Source organism: Pseudomonas fluvialis (assembly GCF_002835605.1).
In the GTDB taxonomy this organism is placed as follows: Bacteria; Pseudomonadota; Gammaproteobacteria; order Pseudomonadales; family Pseudomonadaceae; genus Aquipseudomonas; species Aquipseudomonas fluvialis.
In genome coordinates this window covers 296,401-316,826 of record NZ_PIYS01000003.1, presented here as the reverse complement: position 1 = coordinate 316,826, position 20,426 = coordinate 296,401, and the positions used below count along the sequence as shown (strand labels likewise).

The following is a 20,426-nucleotide window of genomic DNA, read 5'->3' as shown; positions in this document are numbered from 1 at the left end:
TCCATGCGTGTTCTGTTGGCGCTATGCCTTGGTTTTGCCAGTTTATTCCTGCAGGCGGAGGAAAAACCGCGGGTGCTCACTACGTTCAGCATCCTGGCTGATATGACACGACAGTTGGCGGGGGAGCATATCGAGCTGATTAATCTGGTTGGACCTGACGAGGATGCGCATGTTTTTCAGCCGCGCCCGGCCGATGCCTTGGCGCTACGCCAGGCTGACCTGATCATCGCCAATGGCCTGGGTTTTGAGCCCTGGCTGGAGCGACTACTGGCCAGTAGCGAATCATCCGCCCGGCGCCTGGCTGCCAGTCGCGGCGTCCTGCCGATATGGCTGGAAGAGCAGGGTCAGCCCGTGGCTGACCCGCACGCCTGGCAGAGTCTGAGCAATGCCGAATTGTATGTACGCAACATCAGCCAGGCATTGATTGCGCTGGATCCTGCTCACCAGGCGGACTATCAGGCCCGGCGAGATGCATACCTCAAGGAGCTGCATGCATTGCTGCGTGAAGCCAACCAGCGCATGGCAGGATTGCCGCTGAGTCAGCGCAAGGTGCTGACCAGCCATGATGCCTTTGCCTATCTGGGACAGGCCTGGCAGCTGCAGTTCATTGCTCCCCAGGGACTATCGACCCAGGCAGAGCCTTCTGCAGGCGAGGTTGCCCAGTTGATTCGCCAGTTGCGTGCTGAAGGTATACGCGCGGTGTTCGTCGAGAACATCCGCGACCCGCGCCTGATCCAGCAGATCGCCAGCGAAGCCGGGGCCCAGGTCGGCGGTACCCTGTACTCCGACGCCCTGGCCAGCCAGGGGCCGGCCAGCACCTACCTGGGCATGTTCCAGCACAACCTCGACACCCTGCTGGCCGCGCTCAAACCATGAACCTGTGGCTGCAACTGGAACAGGCCGGGCTGGGCGACAGCCGCCCGCTGGCCGAGGTGCTGGCGGCCATCCCCTGGAATGCCGATGGCCTGATTGCCGCCATCGCCCAGCAGCACGACAGCGGCGAGGTGCTGATGCTGGCCTGGATGAACCGCGCGGCATTGGAGGAAACCCTCGCCAGCGGTCAGGTCTGCTACTGGTCGCGCTCGCGCCAGCAGCTATGGCGCAAGGGCGAAACCAGCGGCCACCGCCAACGGCTGGTCGAGGCACGCCTGGACTGTGACGGCGACGCCGTGCTGCTACTGGTCGAGCAACAGGGCCCGGCCTGCCACACCGGTCGCCCCAACTGCTTCTATAACGCCATCCGCGATGAACGGGTGTGCGTGATCAGCGTGCCGCAATGAAGCGCCTGCTGCTGGGCCTGGTGCGGCTCTACCAGTACCTGATCAGCCCCCTGCTCGGGCCGCGCTGCCGCTTCCATCCCAGCTGCTCGCACTACGCCATCGAAGCCATCGAACGCCACGGAACGCTGCGTGGCGGCTGGCTGGCCATGCGGCGCCTGGGCCGCTGCCACCCCTGGCATCCGGGCGGCTACGACCCGGTGCCGCCCATCCATCGCTGCAATCAGGAACATCCCCATGACTGATCTGCTGATCCGCAACGCCCGCCTAGTCAACGAAGGCCGCGAATTCGATGCCGACCTGCTGGTGCATCACGGCCGCATCGAAAAAATCGCCAGCAGCCTGAGCGGCATAAATGCCAAGGTGGAGATCGACGCCGCCGGGCAGTACCTGCTGCCGGGGATGATCGACGATCAGGTGCACTTCCGCGACCCCGGTGCACCGCACAAGGGCAGCTTCGCCACGGAATCCCGCGCGGCCGTGGCCGGCGGCATCACCAGCGTGATGGACATGCCCAACACCAACCCGCCAACCCTCGATCTGCAGGCCCTGGAGGCCAAGGAGCGCCGCGCCGCCAGCTGCTCCATAATCAACTTCGGCTTCCATTTCGGCGTCAGCCACGAAAACCTCGACCTAGTCGCGGCGCTTGACCCCAACCGGGTGGCAGCGGTGAAGGTGTTCATGGGCGCCAGCACCGGCAATATGCTGGTGGACGACCTGCCCTCGCTGGAGCGGCTGTTCCGCGATTGCCCGACCATAGTGCTGACCCACTGCGAGCACACGCCGCGCATCCGCGAACGTGAACAACAATGGCAGGCGCAGTACGGTGAGCAGATTCCGCCCGACCAGCACCCGCTGATCCGCGATGCCGAGGCCTGCTACCAGTCCTCCAGCCTGGCCGTGAGCCTGGCGCGGCGCTTCGATACCCAGTTGCACGTGCTGCACATCACCACCGCCCGCGAGCTGAGCCTGTTCCAGCCGGGCCCGCTGGCCGGCAAGCAGATCACCGCCGAGGTCTGCGCCCATCACCTGTATTTCGATGACCGCGACTACGCGGCGCTGGGCCACCTGATCAAGTGCAACCCGGCGATCAAGACCCAGGCCGACCGCGACGCGCTGCGCCAGGCCCTGCTCTGCGGGCGGCTGGACATCATCGGCACCGACCACGCGCCGCACACCCTGGACGAGAAGCAGCGCCCCTACCTGCAGGCGCCGTCCGGCCTGCCGCTGGTGCAGCACGCCCTGCCGGCCCTGCTGGAACTGGTGGCCGACGGCCTGCTGCCTCTCACCACCCTGGTGGAGAAAACCAGCCATGCGGTGGCGCAGCGCTTTGCCATCGAGCAGCGCGGCTACCTGCGCGAAGGCTACTGGGCCGACCTGACCCTGATCGAACGCCTGGCCGAGCCGCGTCCGGTGGCCGCCGACCCGATCCTCGCCCACTGCGGCTGGACACCCTTCCAGGGCCGCGCCTTCCGCCATGCCGTGCGCAGCACCATCGTCTCCGGCCAGCTGGCCTGGCACAACGGCCAGCTGCACAACGATTGCCAGGGGCTGCCGCTGCGCTACCAGCGCGGCTGAGCGCCCTGTTAACCGACCTGATCAGAGAACCGACATGCCCAGCATCACCCTGCCCGATGGCAGCCAGCGACACTATGCCCAACCCCTGAGCGTGGCCGAAGTCGCCGCCGATATCGGCCCCGGCCTGGCCAAGGCCGCCCTGGCCGGCCGCCTGAATGGCCGCCTGGTCGACACCAGCGCCTTGATCGACCACGACGCCCAGCTCAGCCTGATCACCGCGCGCGACCCCGAGGGCCTGGAGCTGCTGCGCCACTCCTGCGCACACCTGCTGGCCATGGCGGTGAAGCAGCTGTACCCCAGCGCCCAGGTGACCATCGGCCCGGTGATCGAGGACGGCTTCTACTACGACTTCGCCTTCGAGCGCCCCTTCACCCCGGATGACCTGGCGCTGATCGAGGCGCGTATGAGCGAGCTAGCAGCCGCCGACCTGCCGGTTAGTCGCCGCGAGCTGCCACGTGATGAAGCCATCGCCCACTTCGAATCACAGGGCGAGCACTACAAGGCCGAGCTGATCCGCGACATTCCCGCAGGCGAGGTGCTGTCGCTCTACCGCCAGGGCGACTTCGAGGACCTTTGCCGTGGCCCGCACATCCCGCGCACCGGCCTGCTGCAAGCCTTCAAACTGACCAAAGTGGCCGGCGCTTACTGGCGCGGCGATGCGAAGAACGCCGCGTTGCAACGCATCTACGGCACCTGCTGGGCCAACAGCAAAGAGCTCAAGGCCCATCTCACCCGTCTGGAAGAAGCCGGTAAGCGCGACCACCGCAAGCTCGGCCCGCAACTCGATCTGTTCCATTTCGACGACTGCGCCCCGGGCTCGGTGTTCTGGCACCCCAAGGGCTGGACCCTGTTCCAGCAGTTGATCGGCTACATGCGCCAGCAGCAGGACGCCGCCGGCTATGTCGAGGTCAACACCCCGGACGTGATGGACCGCAGCCTGTGGGAAACCTCCGGGCACTGGTTCAACTACCGCGAGGCCATGTTCACCACCAGCACCGAGGACGAGCGTGTGTTCGCCCTCAAACCGATGAACTGCCCCGGCGCCGTAGCGCTGTTCGCCCGTGGCCTGAAGAGCTACCGCGACCTGCCGCTGCGCATGGCCGAATTCGGCAAGGTGCACCGCTACGAGCCGTCCGGTGCGCTGCACGGGCTGCTGCGCGTGCGCCACTTCACCCAAGACGACGCGCACATCTTCTGCACCGCCGCGCAGATGGAGCAGGAGTGCGCCGACACCATCGCCCTGGTGTTCGCCATCTACCGCGACTTCGGTTTCAACGAAGTGGCAGTAAAGCTCTCCACCCGCCCGACCAACCGCATCGGCAGCGACGCCACCTGGGACCAGCTGGAAGGCGCGCTGTCCGGCGCGTTGCAACGGATGGGCATCGACTACCAGCTCAACCCCGGCGAAGGCGCGTTCTACGGGCCCAAGCTGGAGTTCGTCCTGCGCGACGCCATCGGCCGCGACTGGCAGTGCGGCACCCTGCAGGTGGACCTCAACCTGCCGGAGCGCTTCGACATCAGCTACGTCAACGAACAGGGCGAACGCGAGCGCCCGGTGATGCTGCACCGCGCTCTGTTCGGCTCACTGGAACGCTTCACCGGCATCCTTATCGAGCAGTACGGCGGCCTGTTCCCGCTGTGGCTGGCACCGCAGCAGGCCGCGGTACTGACCATCAGCGAAGGGCAGAACGACTATGCCCGCCAGGTGCTGGCCCGCCTCAAACGCGCCGGCCTGCGCGCGGCGGCGGACCTGCGCAACGAGAAGATCGGCTACAAGATCCGCGAGGCGACCCTGCAGAAAGTGCCCTACCTGCTGGTGATCGGCGAGCAGGAAAAGGCCGAAGGCCGCGTCACCCTGCGCAGCCGCGCCGGCGACAACCTCGGCAGCCTGGCACTGGCCGAGCTGGTTGAACGGCTGCACACGGAGGCGCGCATGCCAGGCCAGGAGCCGGCATGCTGATCCGCAAGCTGTTCAAGTTCGAGAGCGCGCATATCGTCCGCGGCTGCAGCAGCCGGCACTGTTCGCGCTCGCTGCACGGCCACTCGTACAGGATCGAACTGCTGCTGGAGGCCCATGCCCTGGATAACGGCCAGATGGTCTATGACTTCGGCCTGCTCAAGGGCGATGTGCGCGACCTGATCGACGCCTTCGACCACGCCGTGACCTTCTGGGATGGCGACGATGCGGACTATATCGCCAGCTGCCAGCGCTTTTCCGAGCGCTGGATCAGCCTGCCGGTGTCGCCCAGCGCCGAGCAGTTCTCGCGGGTGATCTTCCGCCTGGTGGACGGCCTGCTGCAGCTCACCGAGATGGTCAACGGCGAACAGGACGTACGCCTGCACTCGGTGATCGCCCACGAAACCGAGACCGGCTACGCCCAGTGCTTTCGCGAGGACGCCTACAGCCCGCGTATGGGCGATTTCCGGCTGGAGCAGATCCGCTTCTCCGCGCGCATCTGCGAGGAGTGGCGGAATCCGGGATTGTTTCAGCGCCTTCTGGCAGGGCAGGGCAGCGTCAATCCGCGGCTGTGCTGAACGCCCCTTTAACCCATCGGGCTGAAACCATTGGCGGCGGAGCAGTAGCGCTGCTCGCGAGCCAGTGCTTCGGCATCAGCGCTTTGCGCATAGCGCTCGCGCGATTGCTGGCAGATGCGCTTGAAGTGCTGTTTTACGGCTTTGCGGCATTCGCGGTAATCGATAGAACCGCGCCGGTGGTTTGTGCAAACACTGGCGTAGTCGACACGATTGTTGTGTACCGCCCACTCAGCCAGATAGCGGGCATGGCCGCTCCATTGCCGCACCCAGGCCGTTTCATGAGTGACTGATTGCTGCTGGACTGTTTGCTGGGTTGGTGCGCGCGCCTGGGTAATCTGTCGATAAGCGGACGACTGGCGTATCTCGCGGCTGCTGATGATGTTGTCCGCCGGGCGTGGTACGTAGTTATGGTCGTTGAAGTCGGTTTGCCGAGCGGATGCCGTGCTGGTTTGCGATGGCCTGGTTGGGGCGGCGAGGGGCGCTGCCGCTTGCGCTGGCTGGGCGGGGGGTATGTGGGCGAGGGGTGGCGCCGGGACCGGTGGGCTAGGCAGTTGCAGTGCAATCAGATAGAGCACGGCGAGGGAAAGGCTCAGCCCCGCCAGTAAGGCCAATGACCAGCGCCAGAGCTGGCTCCGCCGTGTGGGCTGTGGGTGCCGGGGTGCGTCGTGTGGGTCTGCATGCATAGTGCCCATCCCTGGTGTGAATCATGCTGCCAAAAACAAAAAGCCCCGAATCTGCCAAGCAGTCGGGGCTTTTCTGATCTGGCGGTGAAGGAGGGATTCGAACCCTCGATACGGTTTCCCGTATACACACTTTCCAGGCGTGCTCCTTCAACCGCTCGGACACTTCACCGGATCTCGCCAGCCTGTTCGGTCTGTCGAGGCGCGCTAAGGTAGCCGAAGGCCTTGCGCAAGGCAACCGTTTTTTTAAATTTTTCATGCGCTTAACGTACCTGCTGGAAGTTGTCCGGGCAGCCCTTGGTACACTGCCCGGCATTCTTGGCGAGGTGGTGGATGCACTGGGATATTTTCTGCCGGGTAGTGGACAACTACGGCGACATCGGCGTTACCTGGCGCCTGGCGCGACAACTGGTCGCCGAGCATGGCCTGCGCGTGCGGCTGTGGGTCGATGAGCTGGCGGCCCTGGCGCGCCTGTGCCCTGAGACTGATGCACAGGCGGCGCGGCAGATGCTGTGCGGTGTAGAGGTGTGTCACTGGTCGCCGGTATGGCCAGGCGGCGTGGCGGTGGCGGATCTGGTGATCGAAGCGTTTGCCTGTGAGCTGCCCGAGGCCTATGTAACAGCCATGGGCCAGCGGGCCCAACCTGTGCTTTGGCTGAATCTCGAGTACCTGAGCGGCGAAGCATGGGTGGAAGGTTGCCATGCGTTGCCGTCGCCGCAGGCCAATGGCGTGGCCAAATTCTTCTTCTTTCCCGGCTTTACTCCGGCGACGGGGGGGCTGCTGCGCGAAACGGAGCTGCTGGCGCGTCGCCAGGCGTGGCAGGCCGGCGAATTCTTGCAGCGTCTTGGCGTGCAGGCTGCGCTGGGCGCACGCTTGATCTCCTTGTTTGCCTATGAAAATGCTGCGTTGCCCGCCTGGCTGGAGGCGCTGGCGCAAGCGCCCCAGCCAAGCCACCTGCTGGTCCCGGAAGGGCGCATTCTGGGTGACGTGCAGGGCTGGCTGGGTGGCCAGACTTTGCTCCCGGGGGAGTGCCGGCAGGTCGGGCAACTGAGGATTCAGCTGTTGCCGTTCCTGGCGCAGGATGACTACGACCGGCTGCTGTGGAGCTGTGACTTCAATGCCGTGCGTGGCGAGGACTCCTTTGTGCGTGCGCAGTGGGCCGCGCGGCCCATGCTCTGGCACATCTACCCGCAGGCCGAGGATCTCCATCTCGATAAGCTGGAGGCTTTTCTCGATCGTTATGTGGCGCGCTTGCCTGCAGCCCAGGCAGAGAGCCTGCGAAACATGTGGCTGGCCTGGAATGGGCGGGGAGACATGCGCCACGCCTGGGAGGACTACCTGCGATACTGGCCGGCACATCGGCAGCATGCCCAGGACTGGGCCGCACAGCTGGCCCGGCAGGACGATCTTGCCGCAGCGCTGGTGCAGTTTTATCGAAATTGGCTATGATACGCGGCCTGCAAATTCGCACCCCCAGTCTATTTTTCGGATATTTCGTATGAAAACCGCACAAGAAATGAGAGTGAACAGTGTGGCGCTGATCGACGGTCAGCCCTGGCTGATCCAGAAGGCCGAATTCACCAAGTCCGGTCGTAACAGCGCCATCGTCAAGATGAAGCTGAAGAACCTGCTCAACGGCTCGAAGACCGAGACCGTCTACAAGGCCGATGACAAGATGGAGCCGGTGATCCTTGAGCGCAAGGAAGTGACCCTGTCCTACATCAATGGCGAAGACTACGTATTCATGGATCCGGAGTACAACTCTTATGAGCTGCGCGCCGAAGACCTGGAAAGCGTTCTGCCGTTCATCGAAGAAGGCATGACCGATGTGTGCGAAGCCGTGTTCTTTGAAGGCAAGGTGATTTCCGTCGACCTGCCGACCACCATCGTGCGCCAGGTGGTCTACACCGAGAACGCTGCCCGTGGCGATACCTCCGGCAAAGTGATGAAGCCGGGCAAGCTGCGTAACGGCACCGAGATCAAGGTGGCCGAATTCGTTGAGATCGACGACTGGATCGAAATCGACACCCGCGACGGTTCCTACAAGGGCCGTACCCAGGCTCCGCAAGCCTGAGTTTGCGTTGTTTCTGAAGACCCGGCCGGTTGGCCGGGTTTTTTTATACCCCACCCTTGCACAAGGAGGTTTGCATGAACGACCACACCAATCCCTACCAGGCACCCCAGGCGGCATTGCACGAGCAGGCCTCGGGCGAATTGCTGCAGGCATCCCGTGGCGCCCGCCTGGGTGCCGTGCTGATCGATACCTTTCTGTTGATGTTGATCACCATCCCGCTGGCCTATTTCGACGGCACCTTCGAGCAGATTGCCCAGGGGCTGGAGCCGAGCCTGTGGCAGCAGGTGCAAAGCATGCTGGTCGGTATGGTGGCATTCGTGCTCATCAATGGTGCCTGGCTCAAGCGTTATGGGCAGACGGTGGGCAAGCGGATCTGCAAGGTACGCATTGTCGACGTGCAGGGACAGGTGCCGGAGCTGGTCGGCCTGCTCACCAAGCGTTACCTGAGCGTGTGGCTGGTGTCGGCGATTCCGCTGCTGGGTGGCTTGCTGTGCATCATCAACTATCTGTTCATTTTCCGTGCCGACCGCCGCTGCCTGCATGACCACCTGGCGGGTACCCGGGTGGTACAGGCTGACTGAGTGCTCAACCCAGGCGCTGCAACAGCGCCTGGTCCCAGGGCGGCTGTGGGCCGAAGCGTTGCTTGAGAAACTCCAGCAGCAGGCGACTGCGCGTGTTGGCCGCCTGCTCCAAGCGCAGTGCATAGATTCCGCTGGGTTCCGGGGCGGGCAAACCGTCCGTACAGAACAGCGGCAGCAATTCGTCGCGCAACAGATGCTCACTGATCAGCCAGGTCGGCAGGTGGGCGATGCCCAGCCCGGCCAGGGCGCCCTGCAGCAGAGCTTCGGCATTGTTGGCGGTTAGTCGCAAGCGTTTGGGGCGTAGTTGTCGCCACTGTCCGTCGCAGCGAAAGCGCCAGGCGTAGGGTGGCGCCAGGCTATCCCAATCGACGCCTTGATGCTGAAGCAGTTCGCTGGGGTGCTGGGGGACGCCTGCACGTGCCAGGTAATCCGGGCTGGCGCAGACAATCCGGCGCATGGGCGCGAGGGCGGTGGCTACCAGGCGGCTATCGCCCAGCGGACCGATACGCAGCACCAGGTCGACTTCACCGAGGTGGGCGCCCTGCAAGTCAACGAAGCTGTCGATCAGGCGTAGCTGTACGTCCAGTCCGGGGTTGTGGGCAAGGAACTCGGCCAGTGCCGGTGCCAGGTGGCGGCGCCCGAAGGGGGCGGGGGCATCGATGCGTATCAGCCCTTCCGGTGCGCTGCTCAGCGAGACCGCTTCGGCGCGTGCCAGATTCAGTTCGCCGAGGATGCGTCGTGCGCGCTCGGCAAAGGCCAGTCCGGCGGGGGTGGCCTTGACGCTGTGCGTGGTGCGCAGCAGCAGGCGGCAGCCGAGCGCTTGTTCCAGGCTGTCGATGCGCCGGGCGACGGCCGAAGGCGTCAGTGGATGACGGCGTGCGGCAGCGGAGAAGCTGCCGGCCTCCAGTACGTCGAGGTACAGGGCCATTTGCACGCCGAGGGTGTCTGGGTTCATGGCAAGTGCCTTTGCGAGTTGTGCATAGCCATTGTGCGTGGCTGTGCATTTCGCGGAAAGCCGAACCTTCGTAGCATGGCAGGCCTGAGCGGAGGTGGACATGTCGTTGTTGCAGTTGCTGGTGGATTTCCTGCTGGGTGTGGTGCTGGGCCTGCTGGGTGGGCTGTTTGGTATTGGTGGCGGGTTGATTGCCATTCCGGCGCTCGGGGTGCTGTTTGCCGTGGAGCAGCAGATGGCCCAGGGCACAGCGCTGGTGATGGTGGTGGCCAACGTTGCCCTGGCGCTGTGGCGTTACCATCAGCGCCAGCCGATTGCCTGGCGTCAGGGCCTGGCCTTGGGGCTGTCAGGCTTGCTCAGTGCCTGGCTGGCTTCTTTGCTGGCACTGCAGCTGGATGGGCGCAGCATGCGCCTGGCATTCGTCGGTTTCCTGGTGCTGTTGGCGCTGTTCACTCTCTGGCAATTGCGTCGTCGCGGCGCTCCGGTGCTGGCGCATTGGTCGCGCAGCACCTTCAGTCTGGGCGTGCTGGGCAGCGTCTCGGGCGTGTTGGGCGGGCTGTTTGCGGTGGGTAGTGCGGTATTGGCGACGCCGGCGCTGACCCTGCTGTTCGGCATGAGCCAGGTGGCCGCGCAGGGCCTGGCGCTGACCCTGGCCCTACCGGCGACCAGCGTGACCCTGTTGACCTATGCCGGGTATGGCCAGGTGGACTGGGCCATGGGTATCCCGCTGGCGCTGGGCGGTCTGCTCAGCATCAGTTGGGGCGTACGCCTGGCGCACGCCTTGCCTGATGTATTGCTGCGCAAGCTGTTTTGCCTGTTCCTGCTAGTCTGCGCCGCGGCCCTTGCCCTCAGCCTGTGAGGTGCTTCAGGCGCGTGCCTGCTTGAGGGTTTCGGCAATCAGGAAGGCCAGCTCCAGCGACTGATCGGCATTCAGGCGTGGATCGCAATGGGTGTGATAGCGATCGCAGAGACCTGCCTCGGTGATCGGACGCGAGCCGCCGATGCACTCGGTGACGTTCTGCCCGGTCATCTCGATATGGATGCCGCCGGCCACCGTGCCTTCGCTGCGATGGACCTGGAAGAACTGCTTGACCTCGGCCAGCACCTGGGCAAAGTCGCGGGTCTTGTAGCCGCTGGAAGCCTTGATGGTGTTGCCGTGCATGGGGTCGCAGCTCCACAGTACCTGGCGACCTTCAGCCTGTACCTTGCGCAGCAGGCGCGGGAAGTGCGCTTCGACCTTGTCGGCGCCCATGCGCACGATCAGGTTGAGACGACCCGGATCATTGTCCGGGTTGAGGATGTCGATCAGACGGATCAGTTCGTCCGCGTCCATGCTGGGCCCGACTTTCACGCCGATGGGGTTTTCTACGCCGCGCAGGAATTCGACATGCGCGCCGTCCAGCTGGCGCGTGCGGTCGCCGATCCACAGCATGTGTGCCGAGCAGTCATAGCTGCGTCCGGTGAGGCTGTCCTGGCGTACAAAGGCCTGCTCATAGTTGAGCAGCAGGGCTTCGTGAGCGGTGAAGAAACTGGTTTCGCGCACCTGCGGCGAGCTGTCCATGCCGCAGGCGCGCATGAAAGCCAGGGTTTCGTCGATGCGCCCGGCTAGCTGGCTATATTTTTCCGCGAGGGCCGAGTTGGCGATGAAGTCGAGGTTCCACTGGTGAACCTGATGCAGGTCGGCAAACCCCCCCTGGGCAAAGGCGCGCAGCAGGTTCAGGGTGGCGGTGGACTGGTGGTAGGCCTGTAGCAGGCGTTGCGGATCGGGGACGCGGCTGGCGGCGTCGAAACCGATGCCGTTGACGATGTCACCACGATAGGCGGGCAGGGTGACGCCATCGAGGGTTTCGTCATTGGCCGAGCGCGGCTTGGCGAACTGTCCGGCCATACGTCCGACCTTGACCACCGGGCAACCGGCGGCAAAGGTCATGACGATGGCCATCTGCAGCAGCACCTTGAAGGTGTCGCGGATCTTCCCGGCGGAAAACTCGGCAAAGCTCTCGGCGCAGTCGCCACCCTGCAGGAGGAAGGCGCGCCCCTGGGTGACCTCGGCAAACTGGCGGCGCAGTTCACGGGCTTCGCCGGCAAAGACCAGCGGCGGGTAACCGGCCAGGGTCTGTTCCACCTGCGTCAGGGCGCTGGCGTCTGGGTACTGGGGTTGTTGCTGGATGGGCTTGCTTCTCCAGCTGGTCGGGCTCCAGGTATCGGGCATGGTGTTCTCGGGGAGGCGTCTGGGATAATGCTTAGCATGGTAATGGATTGGCCGGCCCCTTCAAATGCATGTGGGTCATAGTCCCTGTCAATGACAACGAGGAGTGCCCAGGTGGCGGTTGCCGGAGAAGAACAGCTGTTGTGCCAGGTCGAGGATGCCTTCGGGGTGATCCGTGTCTTGCAGGTCGGCGACTACCGCTTCCTCGAATTTGGCGAGGCCATCGAGCAAAGCTGTGTGTTTATGCCTGACCCCAGCTGGCTGGAGTACGACTATACCCGCGCCATGCTGCTCGGTGCGCTCTGTCATGCCGCGCCGGAGAGCGCACTGTTTCTCGGCCTGGGCGCGGGCAGCCTGACCCAGGCTTGCCTGCGCCACTTGCCACTGGATGACGTCGAGGTGATCGAGTTGCGCCCGGACGTGCCCCGCCTGGCCATGCAGTACCTGGGGCTGACGGATGACCCGCGCCTGACTTTGCGCATTGGTGATGCCCATGAGTTGCTGGAGAGTGCCGAGCCAACCGATCTGTTGTTTCTCGATCTGTATACCGACAGCGGCCCGGCGGCGGCACACCTGGCCTGGCGGTTCCTCGATGCCTGCCAGGCCAAGCTCAACCCGGGCGGCTGGCTGATCATCAACCAGTGGGGCTGCCAGGACGGTCGGCCCTTGGGGGCAGCCCTGTTGCGCGGGCTGTTTCACCGGCACTACTGGGAGATCCCGGTGCCCGAGGGCAATGTGGTGTTGCTGGTGCCGGCCAGCCTGGAGCAATACCTTGATCGACGTGCCCTGGCCCTGCGGGTTGAGCGCCTTTCTGCGCAGCTGGGCTATTCGTTGCAGCCGTTGTTGCAGGCCATGCGTCCGGCCAGTTAGGCCCCATCCTGGTGCGGCGCATGCCCCAGGTTGGGGCGCCATAGCGCCTATTGCGCCTGTTTCTGGTGCTAGTGCACAGCTGTAAACCGCGATACTCCCCACTTTGGCGCATTTTGGCCTGTTCCTTGCTGTGAACGGGTTCACTGTTGCCGTTGTGTAAGGAAAAACGCATGCCCGTTGTTGCTCCTGATTCCGCCATGGACTTGTCTGGCGCCGAACGTAGCTGGTTGCCCTGGCTGGGCAAGACCGGCAAGTTGCGTATGGGCTGGGCCTGTTGGCTCAATCGTCAGGCGCGCCCCATGCTGGAGCAGACCTTTTCTGGCATTGCCGAGACGCGCGTGCGGCTGTTGCAGCGCTGGGCCGATACGCAATGGCAGGTATTGCAGGGGGCATTGGTCGGCTGGGATGGGCAGTTGGCTACGCTGGACACCAGTGTGCTGCGTCGCCAGTACGAGCTGGCAGCGGATTTCACGGAACTGTTCGTGATCGATGCCTGCGGGCGGGTGATGGCCTCGACGCATGCGCCGCATATCGGTCAGCGTGATCTCGCTGATCAGGCTGTTGCGGCGGGTTTGCGAGGTGCGTTCCTGCATGGCCCTTATCGTGATGCACTGACCTTGAGTATCGGTCCGCGCAGCTCGCGCTTTCATGATGCCGTTACGCTGATGTTCTACATGCCGCTGCAGCACGCCGGTCGCGTGCTCGGTTGCCTCTGCGGACGGGTGCCCAACGACGTGCTGGGTGATCTCATTCAGCGGGAGGCTGGGCACATTTATCCGGAGTCGGGCGACAACTACCTGTTCATGGTCGAGTCGCGCTTCGCGCCTGGACTGGCCCCCGGTACCGCTCTGTCACGTTCGCGTTTCGAGGACAGTACCTTCAGTCATGGAGATAATCTGAAGCAGGGCGTACGCACGCCGTTTGGAAAGGTAAGGGTGCGTGAGCATACCGAGCTGGAGCTGCGCTTTACTGATCCGGCCAGTGGACAGCTGCATCCTGGCGTGCGTGAAACCATTCGCCATGGCCAAAACCTATATGTCGGCTATCCAGGCTATGCCGATTATCGTCATGTGCCAGTGGTCGGTTGTGGGGTAACCCTGCAACTGCCGGGTAGCCCGGATCGCTGGGGCATGATGTGCGAAGCGGATCTGCAGGAGGTTTATCAGCGCCGATCAATCAGCTATCGGCTGATGAAAACCTACCTGGGTACGGTGCTGAGCCTGTTCTGTCTGAGCACCCTGCTGCAACACTTTTCCGGATTGCCGCCGCACGGGTTGTACCTGTGCAACGCACTGTTGCTGGTTGCCGGTGCCGCGGTCTTCGCCTGGCGAGGACCCAGGCGACTGGCTGGGCAGTTGCAGGCCAGTACCGAATTGCTGCGCACCATCGCCGAAGGCGGCGGTAACCTGACCCAGCGCCTTGACCGTCAGCGCCTCAGCGCTGACGAAGCCGGTGACATGGGGCGCTGGATCAACAGCTTCATCGATAATCTCGATGGCATAGTGGGGCAGGTCATCGGTGTGTCACGACGCGTGGCAGGCACCAGCCAGGACATGTGCCTACGCAGTAGTCAGGCAGCCAGCAGCGGGCAGGTGGTCGATGAGGCAGTGCACAGCATGCTGATGTTGGTCGAGGAGCAACTGGGCGAAATTCAGCAGGCAGCGATGACCGCCGAAGAGCTCAAGCAGGCGATGGATACGCTGATGAGTAGTGCCCGCCAGCGCCTGGATATTGTGCGCCAGGGTACTCGCGGCATTCGCGACGTGGTGGAGCGATCCGCACAGAGCGTCCAGGCTTTGGATAGTCGCATGGGCGAGATTGGCCAGATCGTCGCGCTGATCAGTGATATCACCACGCAAACCAATCTGCTGGCGCTCAATGCCGCCATCGAGGCGGCGCGAGCCGGTGAGCATGGACGGGGCTTTGCCGTGGTGGCAGGCGAAGTGCGTAGCCTGGCCCAACGCACGGCCAGCGCTGCAGAAGATATCCGACGACTGGTCGACAGCTTGCAGGGGCAGACGCGTGATGCCGTCGCGTTCATGGAAGGGGGCGTTGGCAATGTCGATACCAGCCTGCGCCTGGCCGAGCAAGGTAGCGCGGAAAATCAGCAGCTGCAGGCAGCCGTGGAACGCATGTTCCTAGTTATCGGCCGGCTCAACCAGCGCAGTCTCGAGTATGGCCAGGGCATCAGTGCCATGCAGCTGGGTACGCAGCACATGGCCGAGGTGCTCGGCCTGCTGCAACACAGCAGCGAGGGAGTACAGTCCAGCGCCGGGCAATTGCGTGAACAGGTGGCGGCGTTCAAGGTGAGTGGCGGGCGTAGTTGATGCGTCCTTGCAAAATGCTGGCCAGGTTCTCAGTATTCGGCTATGATGCGCGCCGGCTCCGCAGCGGGGCCCTCGTTCAGGTAGTGCATCACCTCGAGGCCAGGCTTCGACTGCAGCTCCGCAATGCGGGCTATCCTTGACGTTTCATTCAATCCATTACGCGTTCTCGCAATTACTCGCAGACCAAGCTGCCTGGGTGACCTTCGGGTCTTACACGGCTGATGCAGCTTGCTCATGGGTCATTGCGGATGCACATGAGGCAGACCCATGACCCAGGAAATCGGCGGCTTCGCCGCGCTCGGCATTCATCCCTCCGTACTGGCGGCAGTCACTGCCGTAGGCTACGAAGAACCTTCCCCCATCCAGGCCCAGGCCATTCCGGTAATCCTTGGCGGTCACGACATGATCGGCCAGGCACAGACCGGTACCGGCAAAACCGCGGCGTTTGCCCTGCCGATTCTTTCGAAGATCGATCCGGCGCGCCGCGAGCCGCAGGCCGTCATCCTCGCGCCAACCCGCGAACTGGCCCTGCAAGTGGCTACCGCTTTTGAAACCTATGCCAAGCAATTGCCGGGTGTAAGCGTGGTGGCGGTGTACGGTGGGGCGCCCATGGGGCCGCAACTCAAGGCCCTGCGTATGGGCGCACAGGTCATCGTGGCCACGCCGGGCCGCCTGGTCGACCACCTCGGCCGCAACGACCAGCTGCTCTCGACTATCCGTATGATGGTGCTCGACGAAGCCGATGAAATGCTCAAGCTGGGCTTTATGGATGACCTGGAAGTGATCTTCCAGGCCATGCCGGAAAGCCGTCAGAGCGTGCTGTTCTCCGCCACGCTGCCGCATTCGATCCGCGCCATTGCCGAGAAGCACCTGCGCGAGCCGCAGCATATCAAGATCGCCGCCAAGACCCAGACCGTAGCGCGTATCGAGCAGGCGCACCTGATGGTGCATGCCGACCAGAAAGTAGCGGCGGTTTGCCGTTTGCTGGAAGTCGAGGATTTCGATGCGTTGATCGCGTTCGTACGTACCAAGCAGGCTACCCTCGACCTGGCCAGCGCCCTGGAAGCCAAAGGCTACAAGGCGGCGGCCCTGAATGGCGATATCGCCCAGAACCAGCGTGAGCGGGTCATCGAATCGCTCAAGGATGGTCGTCTGGACATCGTGGTTGCCACTGACGTGGCGGCCCGTGGTATCGACGTACCGCGCATTACTCATGTACTCAACGTCGATATGCCTTATGACCCGGAGTCCTACGTGCACCGTATCGGCCGTACCGGCCGGGCAGGCCGCGAAGGTCGTGCCCTGCTGCTGGTGACGCCTCGTGAGCGGCGCATGCTGCAGGTCATCGAGCGGGTAACCGGACAGAAAGTCGGTGAGGTCAAGCTGCCGACCCCGCAGCAGGTGCTGGATGCGCGTATCCGCAAACTGACCAATGGCCTGGCGCCGCTGGTCAGCGATGCCGAAGGCAGCCACGGCGAACTGTTCGACCGCCTGCTGGGCGATCTGCAGTGCAGTCCGCGTGCCCTCGGCGCTGCGCTGCTGCGCAAGGTGACCAATGGCCAGTCGCTGAGCCTGGCGGAAATCGAGCGTGAGCAGCCGCTGGTGCCGAATGCCGGCCCGCAGCGCGAGCGTCGTGAGCGCGAGCCTTTCGACAGTTCGGCGCCGCGCGAACGTCGTGCGCCGCTGCCGGTCAGCGAAGGCAAGGCACGTTGCCGCACCGCGCTGGGTACGCGTGACGGTATCGCTGCGAAGAACCTGCTGGGAGCGATCCTCAATGAGGGTGGTTTGCAGCGCGAGGCGATCGGACGTATCCAGATCCGCGAGACCTTCAGCCTGGTCGAGCTGCCGGAAGACGGCCTGGATCGTCTGCTGGGCAAGCTCAAGGATACCCGTGTGGCGGGCAAGGCCCTCAAGCTGCGCCGTTATCGCGAAGACTGAGAGACGTCGATTTGACGCCAGGCAAGCCCCGCTGATGCGGGGCTTGTGCTATCTGCAGAGGTCATCATGAAATTCATCCACCAACGCGAACAACTCAACGAAGGCGATCTGCTGGTCATCCAGTCATCGCAGCCGTGCAATATCCGCCTGATGAATGACGCGAATTTTCGCAGCTTCAAGAACGGCGCCCGGCACAACTACATCGGCGGGGCCTTCGAGCGCTTTCCGGCGCGTATCCCGGTACCCAGCACGGGGTTCTGGAATATCACCCTGGATACCGTGACGCGCCGGGCGATCAGCGTGACGCGCAAGCCCAAGCTGGAATACAGCATTCGCATTGTGCGGCGCGGTGGCTGAGCGGGGCATCGAGTCCACCTGATGCGTGTCGGTGTGTCTGCGGGCAGTCAGTCAAAACGATAGATATCCATGCCCAGCGCGGCGTGGCTGAAGCCGCGGTGGCAACTGCTGAAGCGCTGTCCGGCCGCACAGGCAAAGAACAGCGGCAGCAGGTGTTCTTCGCTGGGATGGTTGCGCACAGCATGAGGCGCTTGCTGGCGATAATCGAGCAGTGCTGGCCGGTCGTAGTCCTCCAGTCGCTGCACCATCCAGTCGCGAAACTGTTCCGCCCAGGGCGCCACGGTCGCTTCGGCATCCTGCCAGTCCAGTTCCTGCAGGTTGTGGGTGATGCTGCCTGAGCCAATCAGCAAGATACCCTGTGTGCGCAGCCCGGCCAGGGCCTGGCCGATCTGCCACTGCAGGGCCGGACCATCTGCGCTGGGCAGCGACAGTTGCAGGACCGGGATATCGGCCAGCGGATAGAGCAGGCGCAGGGGCACCCAGACGCCGTGATCGCGTGGTCGCTGAGCATCCAGCGCGCAGGGTAGTCCAGCATCCAGCAGGTGTTGCTGGATGACCTGGGCCAGCTGCGGCGCTCCGGGGGCTGGGTAGTCGAGCGCATAAAGTGCCGGCGGAAAGCCGTGGAAGTCATGCCAGGTCGCCGGCTGAGCGGCACTGCCAAGCAGCAGGCGGCTGCTTTCCCAGTGCGCCGAAACCACCAGCACCGCCTGCGGGCGTGGCAACTGCTGGGCCAGCCTTTGCAGTGCCTGGCCGCTGGCGCCGGGGTGCAGGGCGAGCATGGGTGAACCGTGGGAAATGAACAGGCTGGGCAACATGGCAGGTTCCGCGAATGGTAATACAAGCATGTTGCTGGCTCGGCGCTGTGCGTTCCAGCGTAAAATCCTGGGCGTTTCTATCGAATTTTCAGGAGTGTGGCGTGGAAGAGGCATTCTGGCAGGCGCGCTGGGCGCAAGGGCAAATCGGTTTCCATCTGCAGGAGGTCAATCCCTATCTGCAGCAGCACTGGCCGAGTCTTTCCATCGCACCGGGCAGCCAGGTGCTGGTGCCACTGTGCGGCAAGAGCCTGGATATGGCCTGGCTGGCCGGGCAGGGCCTGCGGGTGCTGGGGGTCGAGCTGGCCGAACGTGCAGTGGAGGATTTCTTTGCCGAACAGGGCCTGCAGCCTGAAGTCGAGCAACAGGGTGTCTTGCGCCTGTATCGTGCGGCCGGGGTGGAAATCTACTGCGGGGACTTCTTTAACGTGCAGGCAGAGCATGTGGCGGGCTGTACGGCGCTGTATGACCGTGCGGCGCTGATCGCCCTGCCCGAGACTATGCGGGCACGTTATGTCGAGCACCTGGCGGCCATCCTGCCCGGCAACTGCCGGGGGTTGCTGGTGAGTCTCGAGTATGCCCAGGAGGAAATGTCGGGCCCGCCTTTCTCGGTGTCGCAGGCTGAGATTGATGCGCGTCTGTCGCCTTACTGGCAGATCGAACTGCTGGCGCGTCACGACGTGCTCAACGAGAACTGGCGCTTTCTGCAGCGCGGCCTGAGCAGCCTGCACGAGAGCATCTATCGCTTGCAGCGTGGTTAATCGACCCGCCATAACGCATCAGCCCCACGCGAGGTGGGGCTGACGGACTGTGCGAGGGCGCTGTTTAGCCGCGCTGACGCAGGGCTTCGATGCGCTCTTCGAGCGGCGGGTGGGTCATGAACAGGCCGGCCAGGCCGTTTTTCAGGCCGCCATTGATGCCAAAGGCTGCCATGCTGCTGGGCATTTCCACCGGCACGCCCTGTTCGGCGCGCAGGCGCTGCAGGGCAGCGATCATGGCGCCGGTTCCGGCCAGTTGGGCACCGGCTTCGTCGGCCTTGAATTCGCGGCGGCGCGAGAACCACATGACGATGATGCTGGCCAGGATGCCCAGTACCAGCTCGGCGAAGATGGTCGCAACGAAGTAGCCGATGCCATGGCCTTCCTCGTTCTTGAGGATCACCTTGTCGACGAAGGTTCCGAAGATGCGCGCGAAGAACATCACGAAGGTGTTCACCACGCCCTGGATCAACGCCAGGGTGACCATGTCGCCATTGGCCACATGGCCGATCTCGTGGGCCAGCACGGCGCGTACTTCGTCGGGCGAGAAACGCTCCAGCAGGCCCTGGCTGACCGCGACCAGGGCGTCGTTCTTGTTCCAGCCGGTGGCGAAGGCATTCGACTCGTAGGCGGGGAAGATGCCCACTTCCGGCATCTTGATACCGGCTTCGCGGGACAGTTCCTCGACGGTCTGCAGCAGCCACTGCTCATGGCGGGTACGTGGCTGGGTAATGATCTGCGTGCCGGTGCTCATCTTCGCCATCCACTTGGAGATGAACAGCGAAACCAGCGAGCCGGCGAAGCCAAACACCGCGCAGAACACCAGCAGGCTGCCGTAATTGGCCCCCGTGAAGCGATCCACGCCGAGCAGCTTGAGGGTGATGCTGGCGATGATCAGCACCGCCAGGTTGGTGGCGAGGAAAATGACGATACGCATCATGATGAGCTACAACTCCTAAAACGAAAGGCACTCTGCCTGTGCGGGCTATATAAGGGCGGTGCCTGGGGCTATTCAAGCCGGCAGCTATTTCAAACTATGTCCCTTGGCCGGGCAAGCAGCTGGCTGGCCAGGGCGACCAGGCGTTCGCTGTGCCCGCTGTGCAGGGCAAGGCGTAATTGCTGGGCCAGGCTGCGCTGCACGCGCTGCACACTGGCGGGCAATTGTGGGTCGAGCTGCACATCGGCCACCGGGCCGGCCAGGCGCAGGAAGCCCTTTTCGGTGAGTACCGCCTGATCCAGGGCTTCGCTGCGAATGGTCGATTCGTAGCGCAGGTAGCCTTCCTCGGCCAGCCACAGCAGGGTGCTGAAACACCCCTGGTGACGCTTGCTGGGTAGGCCGAACTCGTCCGGCTCCTCGTGGCCGATGAGGTCTTCGACGTACAGGGTGTGCTTGCGCGGAAAAGCCTGGTAGAGCTGCAGCAGGCCGCCCGCACAATCCTTGTAGAAGTCGTCGATATGCAGATCCACGTTGATCAGGC

At 63.7% G+C, this 20,426-nt stretch carries 20 protein-coding genes, 1 tRNA gene and 1 pseudogene; 15 read left to right on the top strand and 7 right to left on the bottom strand.

Annotated elements, in window-relative coordinates:
- Nucleotides 1–3 precede the first annotated feature (3 nt).
- Genes CW360_RS03340 through CW360_RS03315 form a run of 6 tightly spaced genes read left to right on the top strand, consistent with a single transcriptional unit; the run spans nucleotide 4 to nucleotide 5,390 of the window.
- Nucleotides 4–876 carry a metal ABC transporter substrate-binding protein gene (locus CW360_RS03340; protein ID WP_101192749.1) on the top strand — a complete coding sequence of 291 codons (873 nt, stop codon included), beginning with the start codon at nucleotides 4–6 and terminating at the stop codon, nucleotides 874–876.
- Nucleotides 873–1,280: a phosphoribosyl-AMP cyclohydrolase gene (hisI, locus tag CW360_RS03335; RefSeq protein ID WP_101192748.1), complete on the top strand. Its 408-nt coding sequence runs from the start codon at nucleotides 873–875 to the stop codon at nucleotides 1,278–1,280. The genes CW360_RS03340 and hisI overlap by 4 nt, the downstream gene beginning before the upstream one ends.
- Nucleotides 1,277–1,522 (top strand): membrane protein insertion efficiency factor YidD, encoded by a 246-nt coding sequence (gene yidD, locus CW360_RS03330; RefSeq protein WP_101192747.1) that lies wholly within the window; start codon nucleotides 1,277–1,279, stop codon nucleotides 1,520–1,522. The genes hisI and yidD overlap by 4 nt, the downstream gene beginning before the upstream one ends.
- Nucleotides 1,515–2,855: a dihydroorotase gene (locus tag CW360_RS03325; protein WP_101192746.1), complete on the top strand. Its 1,341-nt coding sequence runs from the start codon at nucleotides 1,515–1,517 to the stop codon at nucleotides 2,853–2,855. The genes yidD and CW360_RS03325 overlap by 8 nt, the downstream gene beginning before the upstream one ends.
- A gap of 34 nt (nucleotides 2,856–2,889) precedes the next feature.
- Nucleotides 2,890–4,815 (top strand): threonine--tRNA ligase, encoded by a 1,926-nt coding sequence (gene thrS / locus CW360_RS03320; RefSeq protein ID WP_101192745.1) that lies wholly within the window; start codon nucleotides 2,890–2,892, stop codon nucleotides 4,813–4,815.
- Complete coding sequence (locus CW360_RS03315) at nucleotides 4,809–5,390, top strand: 6-pyruvoyl trahydropterin synthase family protein (protein WP_101192744.1); 582 nt, start codon at nucleotides 4,809–4,811, stop codon at nucleotides 5,388–5,390. Before thrS ends, CW360_RS03315 begins: the two co-directional genes overlap by 7 nt.
- Nucleotides 5,391–5,398: 8 nt before the next feature.
- Here CW360_RS03315 and CW360_RS16730 read toward each other — a convergent pair whose 3' ends face one another.
- Both CW360_RS16730 and CW360_RS03305 read right to left on the bottom strand, forming a co-directional pair.
- Nucleotides 5,399–6,073 carry a hypothetical protein gene (locus CW360_RS16730; RefSeq protein WP_157825251.1) on the bottom strand — a complete coding sequence of 225 codons (675 nt, stop codon included), beginning with the start codon at nucleotides 6,071–6,073 and terminating at the stop codon, nucleotides 5,399–5,401.
- Nucleotides 6,074–6,152: 79 nt separating this feature from the next.
- A tRNA-Ser gene (locus CW360_RS03305) sits at nucleotides 6,153–6,242 on the bottom strand.
- A 161-nt stretch (nucleotides 6,243–6,403) separates the two neighbouring features.
- Here CW360_RS03305 and earP point away from each other — a divergent pair.
- From earP to CW360_RS03290, 3 genes are all read left to right on the top strand, one after another.
- The gene (gene earP / locus CW360_RS03300; protein ID WP_101192743.1) at nucleotides 6,404–7,519 is read left to right on the top strand and encodes an elongation factor P maturation arginine rhamnosyltransferase EarP; all 1,116 of its coding nucleotides are present in this window, start codon (nucleotides 6,404–6,406) and stop codon (nucleotides 7,517–7,519) included.
- Between the two features lie 49 nt (nucleotides 7,520–7,568).
- On the top strand, nucleotides 7,569–8,144 hold the full coding sequence (efp, locus tag CW360_RS03295) for an elongation factor P (RefSeq protein WP_093985298.1): 576 nt from the start codon (nucleotides 7,569–7,571) through the stop codon (nucleotides 8,142–8,144).
- Nucleotides 8,145–8,218: 74 nt separating this feature from the next.
- Nucleotides 8,219–8,725, top strand: coding sequence for an RDD family protein (locus CW360_RS03290; RefSeq protein WP_101192742.1), 507 nt, complete (start codon nucleotides 8,219–8,221; stop codon nucleotides 8,723–8,725).
- Between the two features lie 4 nt (nucleotides 8,726–8,729).
- Here the strand turns inward: CW360_RS03290 and CW360_RS03285 are convergent, their stop codons facing one another.
- Complete coding sequence (locus tag CW360_RS03285) at nucleotides 8,730–9,680, bottom strand: LysR family transcriptional regulator (protein WP_101192741.1); 951 nt, start codon at nucleotides 9,678–9,680, stop codon at nucleotides 8,730–8,732.
- Nucleotides 9,681–9,780: 100 nt separating this feature from the next.
- Here CW360_RS03285 and CW360_RS03280 point away from each other — a divergent pair, with 100 nt between their 5' ends.
- Complete coding sequence (locus CW360_RS03280; RefSeq protein ID WP_093985295.1) at nucleotides 9,781–10,536, top strand: sulfite exporter TauE/SafE family protein; 756 nt, start codon at nucleotides 9,781–9,783, stop codon at nucleotides 10,534–10,536.
- A gap of 6 nt (nucleotides 10,537–10,542) precedes the next feature.
- Here CW360_RS03280 and CW360_RS03275 read toward each other — a convergent pair whose 3' ends face one another.
- A complete protein-coding gene (locus CW360_RS03275) occupies nucleotides 10,543–11,889 on the bottom strand; it encodes a class II 3-deoxy-7-phosphoheptulonate synthase (RefSeq protein ID WP_101192740.1) in 1,347 nt (448 codons plus the stop codon).
- A 111-nt stretch (nucleotides 11,890–12,000) separates the two neighbouring features.
- Between CW360_RS03275 and CW360_RS03270 the strand changes: the two genes are divergently transcribed.
- The 4 genes and pseudogenes from CW360_RS03270 (at nucleotide 12,001) to CW360_RS03255 (ending at nucleotide 17,378) form a co-directional block, all read left to right on the top strand.
- Nucleotides 12,001–12,756 (top strand): spermidine synthase, encoded by a 756-nt coding sequence (locus tag CW360_RS03270; RefSeq protein WP_229727208.1) that lies wholly within the window; start codon nucleotides 12,001–12,003, stop codon nucleotides 12,754–12,756.
- A gap of 1,817 nt (nucleotides 12,757–14,573) precedes the next feature.
- Nucleotides 14,574–15,083, top strand: a pseudogene (locus CW360_RS17235) (methyl-accepting chemotaxis protein); the annotation flags it as partial.
- 267 nt (nucleotides 15,084–15,350) lie between these two features.
- A complete protein-coding gene (locus CW360_RS03260; RefSeq protein ID WP_101192738.1) occupies nucleotides 15,351–17,021 on the top strand; it encodes a DEAD/DEAH box helicase in 1,671 nt (556 codons plus the stop codon).
- A gap of 66 nt (nucleotides 17,022–17,087) precedes the next feature.
- Nucleotides 17,088–17,378 (top strand): DUF1883 domain-containing protein, encoded by a 291-nt coding sequence (locus tag CW360_RS03255; protein WP_093985289.1) that lies wholly within the window; start codon nucleotides 17,088–17,090, stop codon nucleotides 17,376–17,378.
- Between the two features lie 47 nt (nucleotides 17,379–17,425).
- Here CW360_RS03255 and CW360_RS03250 read toward each other — a convergent pair whose 3' ends face one another.
- The gene (locus CW360_RS03250; RefSeq protein WP_101192737.1) at nucleotides 17,426–18,193 is read right to left on the bottom strand and encodes a DODA-type extradiol aromatic ring-opening family dioxygenase; all 768 of its coding nucleotides are present in this window, start codon (nucleotides 18,191–18,193) and stop codon (nucleotides 17,426–17,428) included.
- Nucleotides 18,194–18,294: 101 nt separating this feature from the next.
- Here CW360_RS03250 and CW360_RS03245 point away from each other — a divergent pair, with 101 nt between their 5' ends.
- Entirely contained in the window at nucleotides 18,295–18,951 is a 657-nt protein-coding gene (locus tag CW360_RS03245) for a thiopurine S-methyltransferase (protein WP_093985285.1), read from the top strand.
- Nucleotides 18,952–19,015: 64 nt separating this feature from the next.
- Here CW360_RS03245 and htpX read toward each other — a convergent pair whose 3' ends face one another.
- Together htpX and CW360_RS03235 are read right to left on the bottom strand one after the other, a co-directional pair.
- Complete coding sequence (gene htpX, locus CW360_RS03240; protein ID WP_093985284.1) at nucleotides 19,016–19,888, bottom strand: protease HtpX; 873 nt, start codon at nucleotides 19,886–19,888, stop codon at nucleotides 19,016–19,018.
- Between the two features lie 89 nt (nucleotides 19,889–19,977).
- The gene (locus CW360_RS03235) at nucleotides 19,978–20,415 is read right to left on the bottom strand and encodes a hypothetical protein (protein ID WP_101192736.1); all 438 of its coding nucleotides are present in this window, start codon (nucleotides 20,413–20,415) and stop codon (nucleotides 19,978–19,980) included.
- Nucleotides 20,416–20,426 lie beyond the last annotated feature (11 nt).

Excerpts from the sequence above, each read along its gene's own strand:
- CW360_RS03325 (WP_101192746.1), top strand. The coding sequence starts at position 1,515 with ATGACTGATCTGCTGATCCGCAACGCCCGCCTAGTCAACGAAGGCCGC.
- CW360_RS03290 (WP_101192742.1), top strand. The coding sequence starts at position 8,219 with ATGAACGACCACACCAATCCCTACCAGGCACCCCAGGCGGCATTGCAC.
- CW360_RS03285 (WP_101192741.1), bottom strand. The coding sequence starts at position 9,680 with ATGAACCCAGACACCCTCGGCGTGCAAATGGCCCTGTACCTCGACGTA.
- efp (WP_093985298.1), top strand. The coding sequence starts at position 7,569 with ATGAAAACCGCACAAGAAATGAGAGTGAACAGTGTGGCGCTGATCGAC.
- CW360_RS03250 (WP_101192737.1), bottom strand. The coding sequence starts at position 18,193 with ATGTTGCCCAGCCTGTTCATTTCCCACGGTTCACCCATGCTCGCCCTG.
- yidD (WP_101192747.1), top strand. The coding sequence starts at position 1,277 with ATGAAGCGCCTGCTGCTGGGCCTGGTGCGGCTCTACCAGTACCTGATC.
- earP (WP_101192743.1), top strand. The coding sequence starts at position 6,404 with ATGCACTGGGATATTTTCTGCCGGGTAGTGGACAACTACGGCGACATC.
- CW360_RS03280 (WP_093985295.1), top strand. The coding sequence starts at position 9,781 with ATGTCGTTGTTGCAGTTGCTGGTGGATTTCCTGCTGGGTGTGGTGCTG.
- CW360_RS03255 (WP_093985289.1), top strand. The coding sequence starts at position 17,088 with ATGAAATTCATCCACCAACGCGAACAACTCAACGAAGGCGATCTGCTG.
- CW360_RS03275 (WP_101192740.1), bottom strand. The coding sequence starts at position 11,889 with ATGCCCGATACCTGGAGCCCGACCAGCTGGAGAAGCAAGCCCATCCAG.
- thrS (WP_101192745.1), top strand. The coding sequence starts at position 2,890 with ATGCCCAGCATCACCCTGCCCGATGGCAGCCAGCGACACTATGCCCAA.
- CW360_RS03260 (WP_101192738.1), top strand. The coding sequence starts at position 15,351 with ATGACCCAGGAAATCGGCGGCTTCGCCGCGCTCGGCATTCATCCCTCC.
- CW360_RS03340 (WP_101192749.1), top strand. The coding sequence starts at position 4 with ATGCGTGTTCTGTTGGCGCTATGCCTTGGTTTTGCCAGTTTATTCCTG.
- CW360_RS16730 (WP_157825251.1), bottom strand. The coding sequence starts at position 6,073 with ATGCATGCAGACCCACACGACGCACCCCGGCACCCACAGCCCACACGG.
- htpX (WP_093985284.1), bottom strand. The coding sequence starts at position 19,888 with ATGATGCGTATCGTCATTTTCCTCGCCACCAACCTGGCGGTGCTGATC.
- CW360_RS03315 (WP_101192744.1), top strand. The coding sequence starts at position 4,809 with ATGCTGATCCGCAAGCTGTTCAAGTTCGAGAGCGCGCATATCGTCCGC.
- hisI (WP_101192748.1), top strand. The coding sequence starts at position 873 with ATGAACCTGTGGCTGCAACTGGAACAGGCCGGGCTGGGCGACAGCCGC.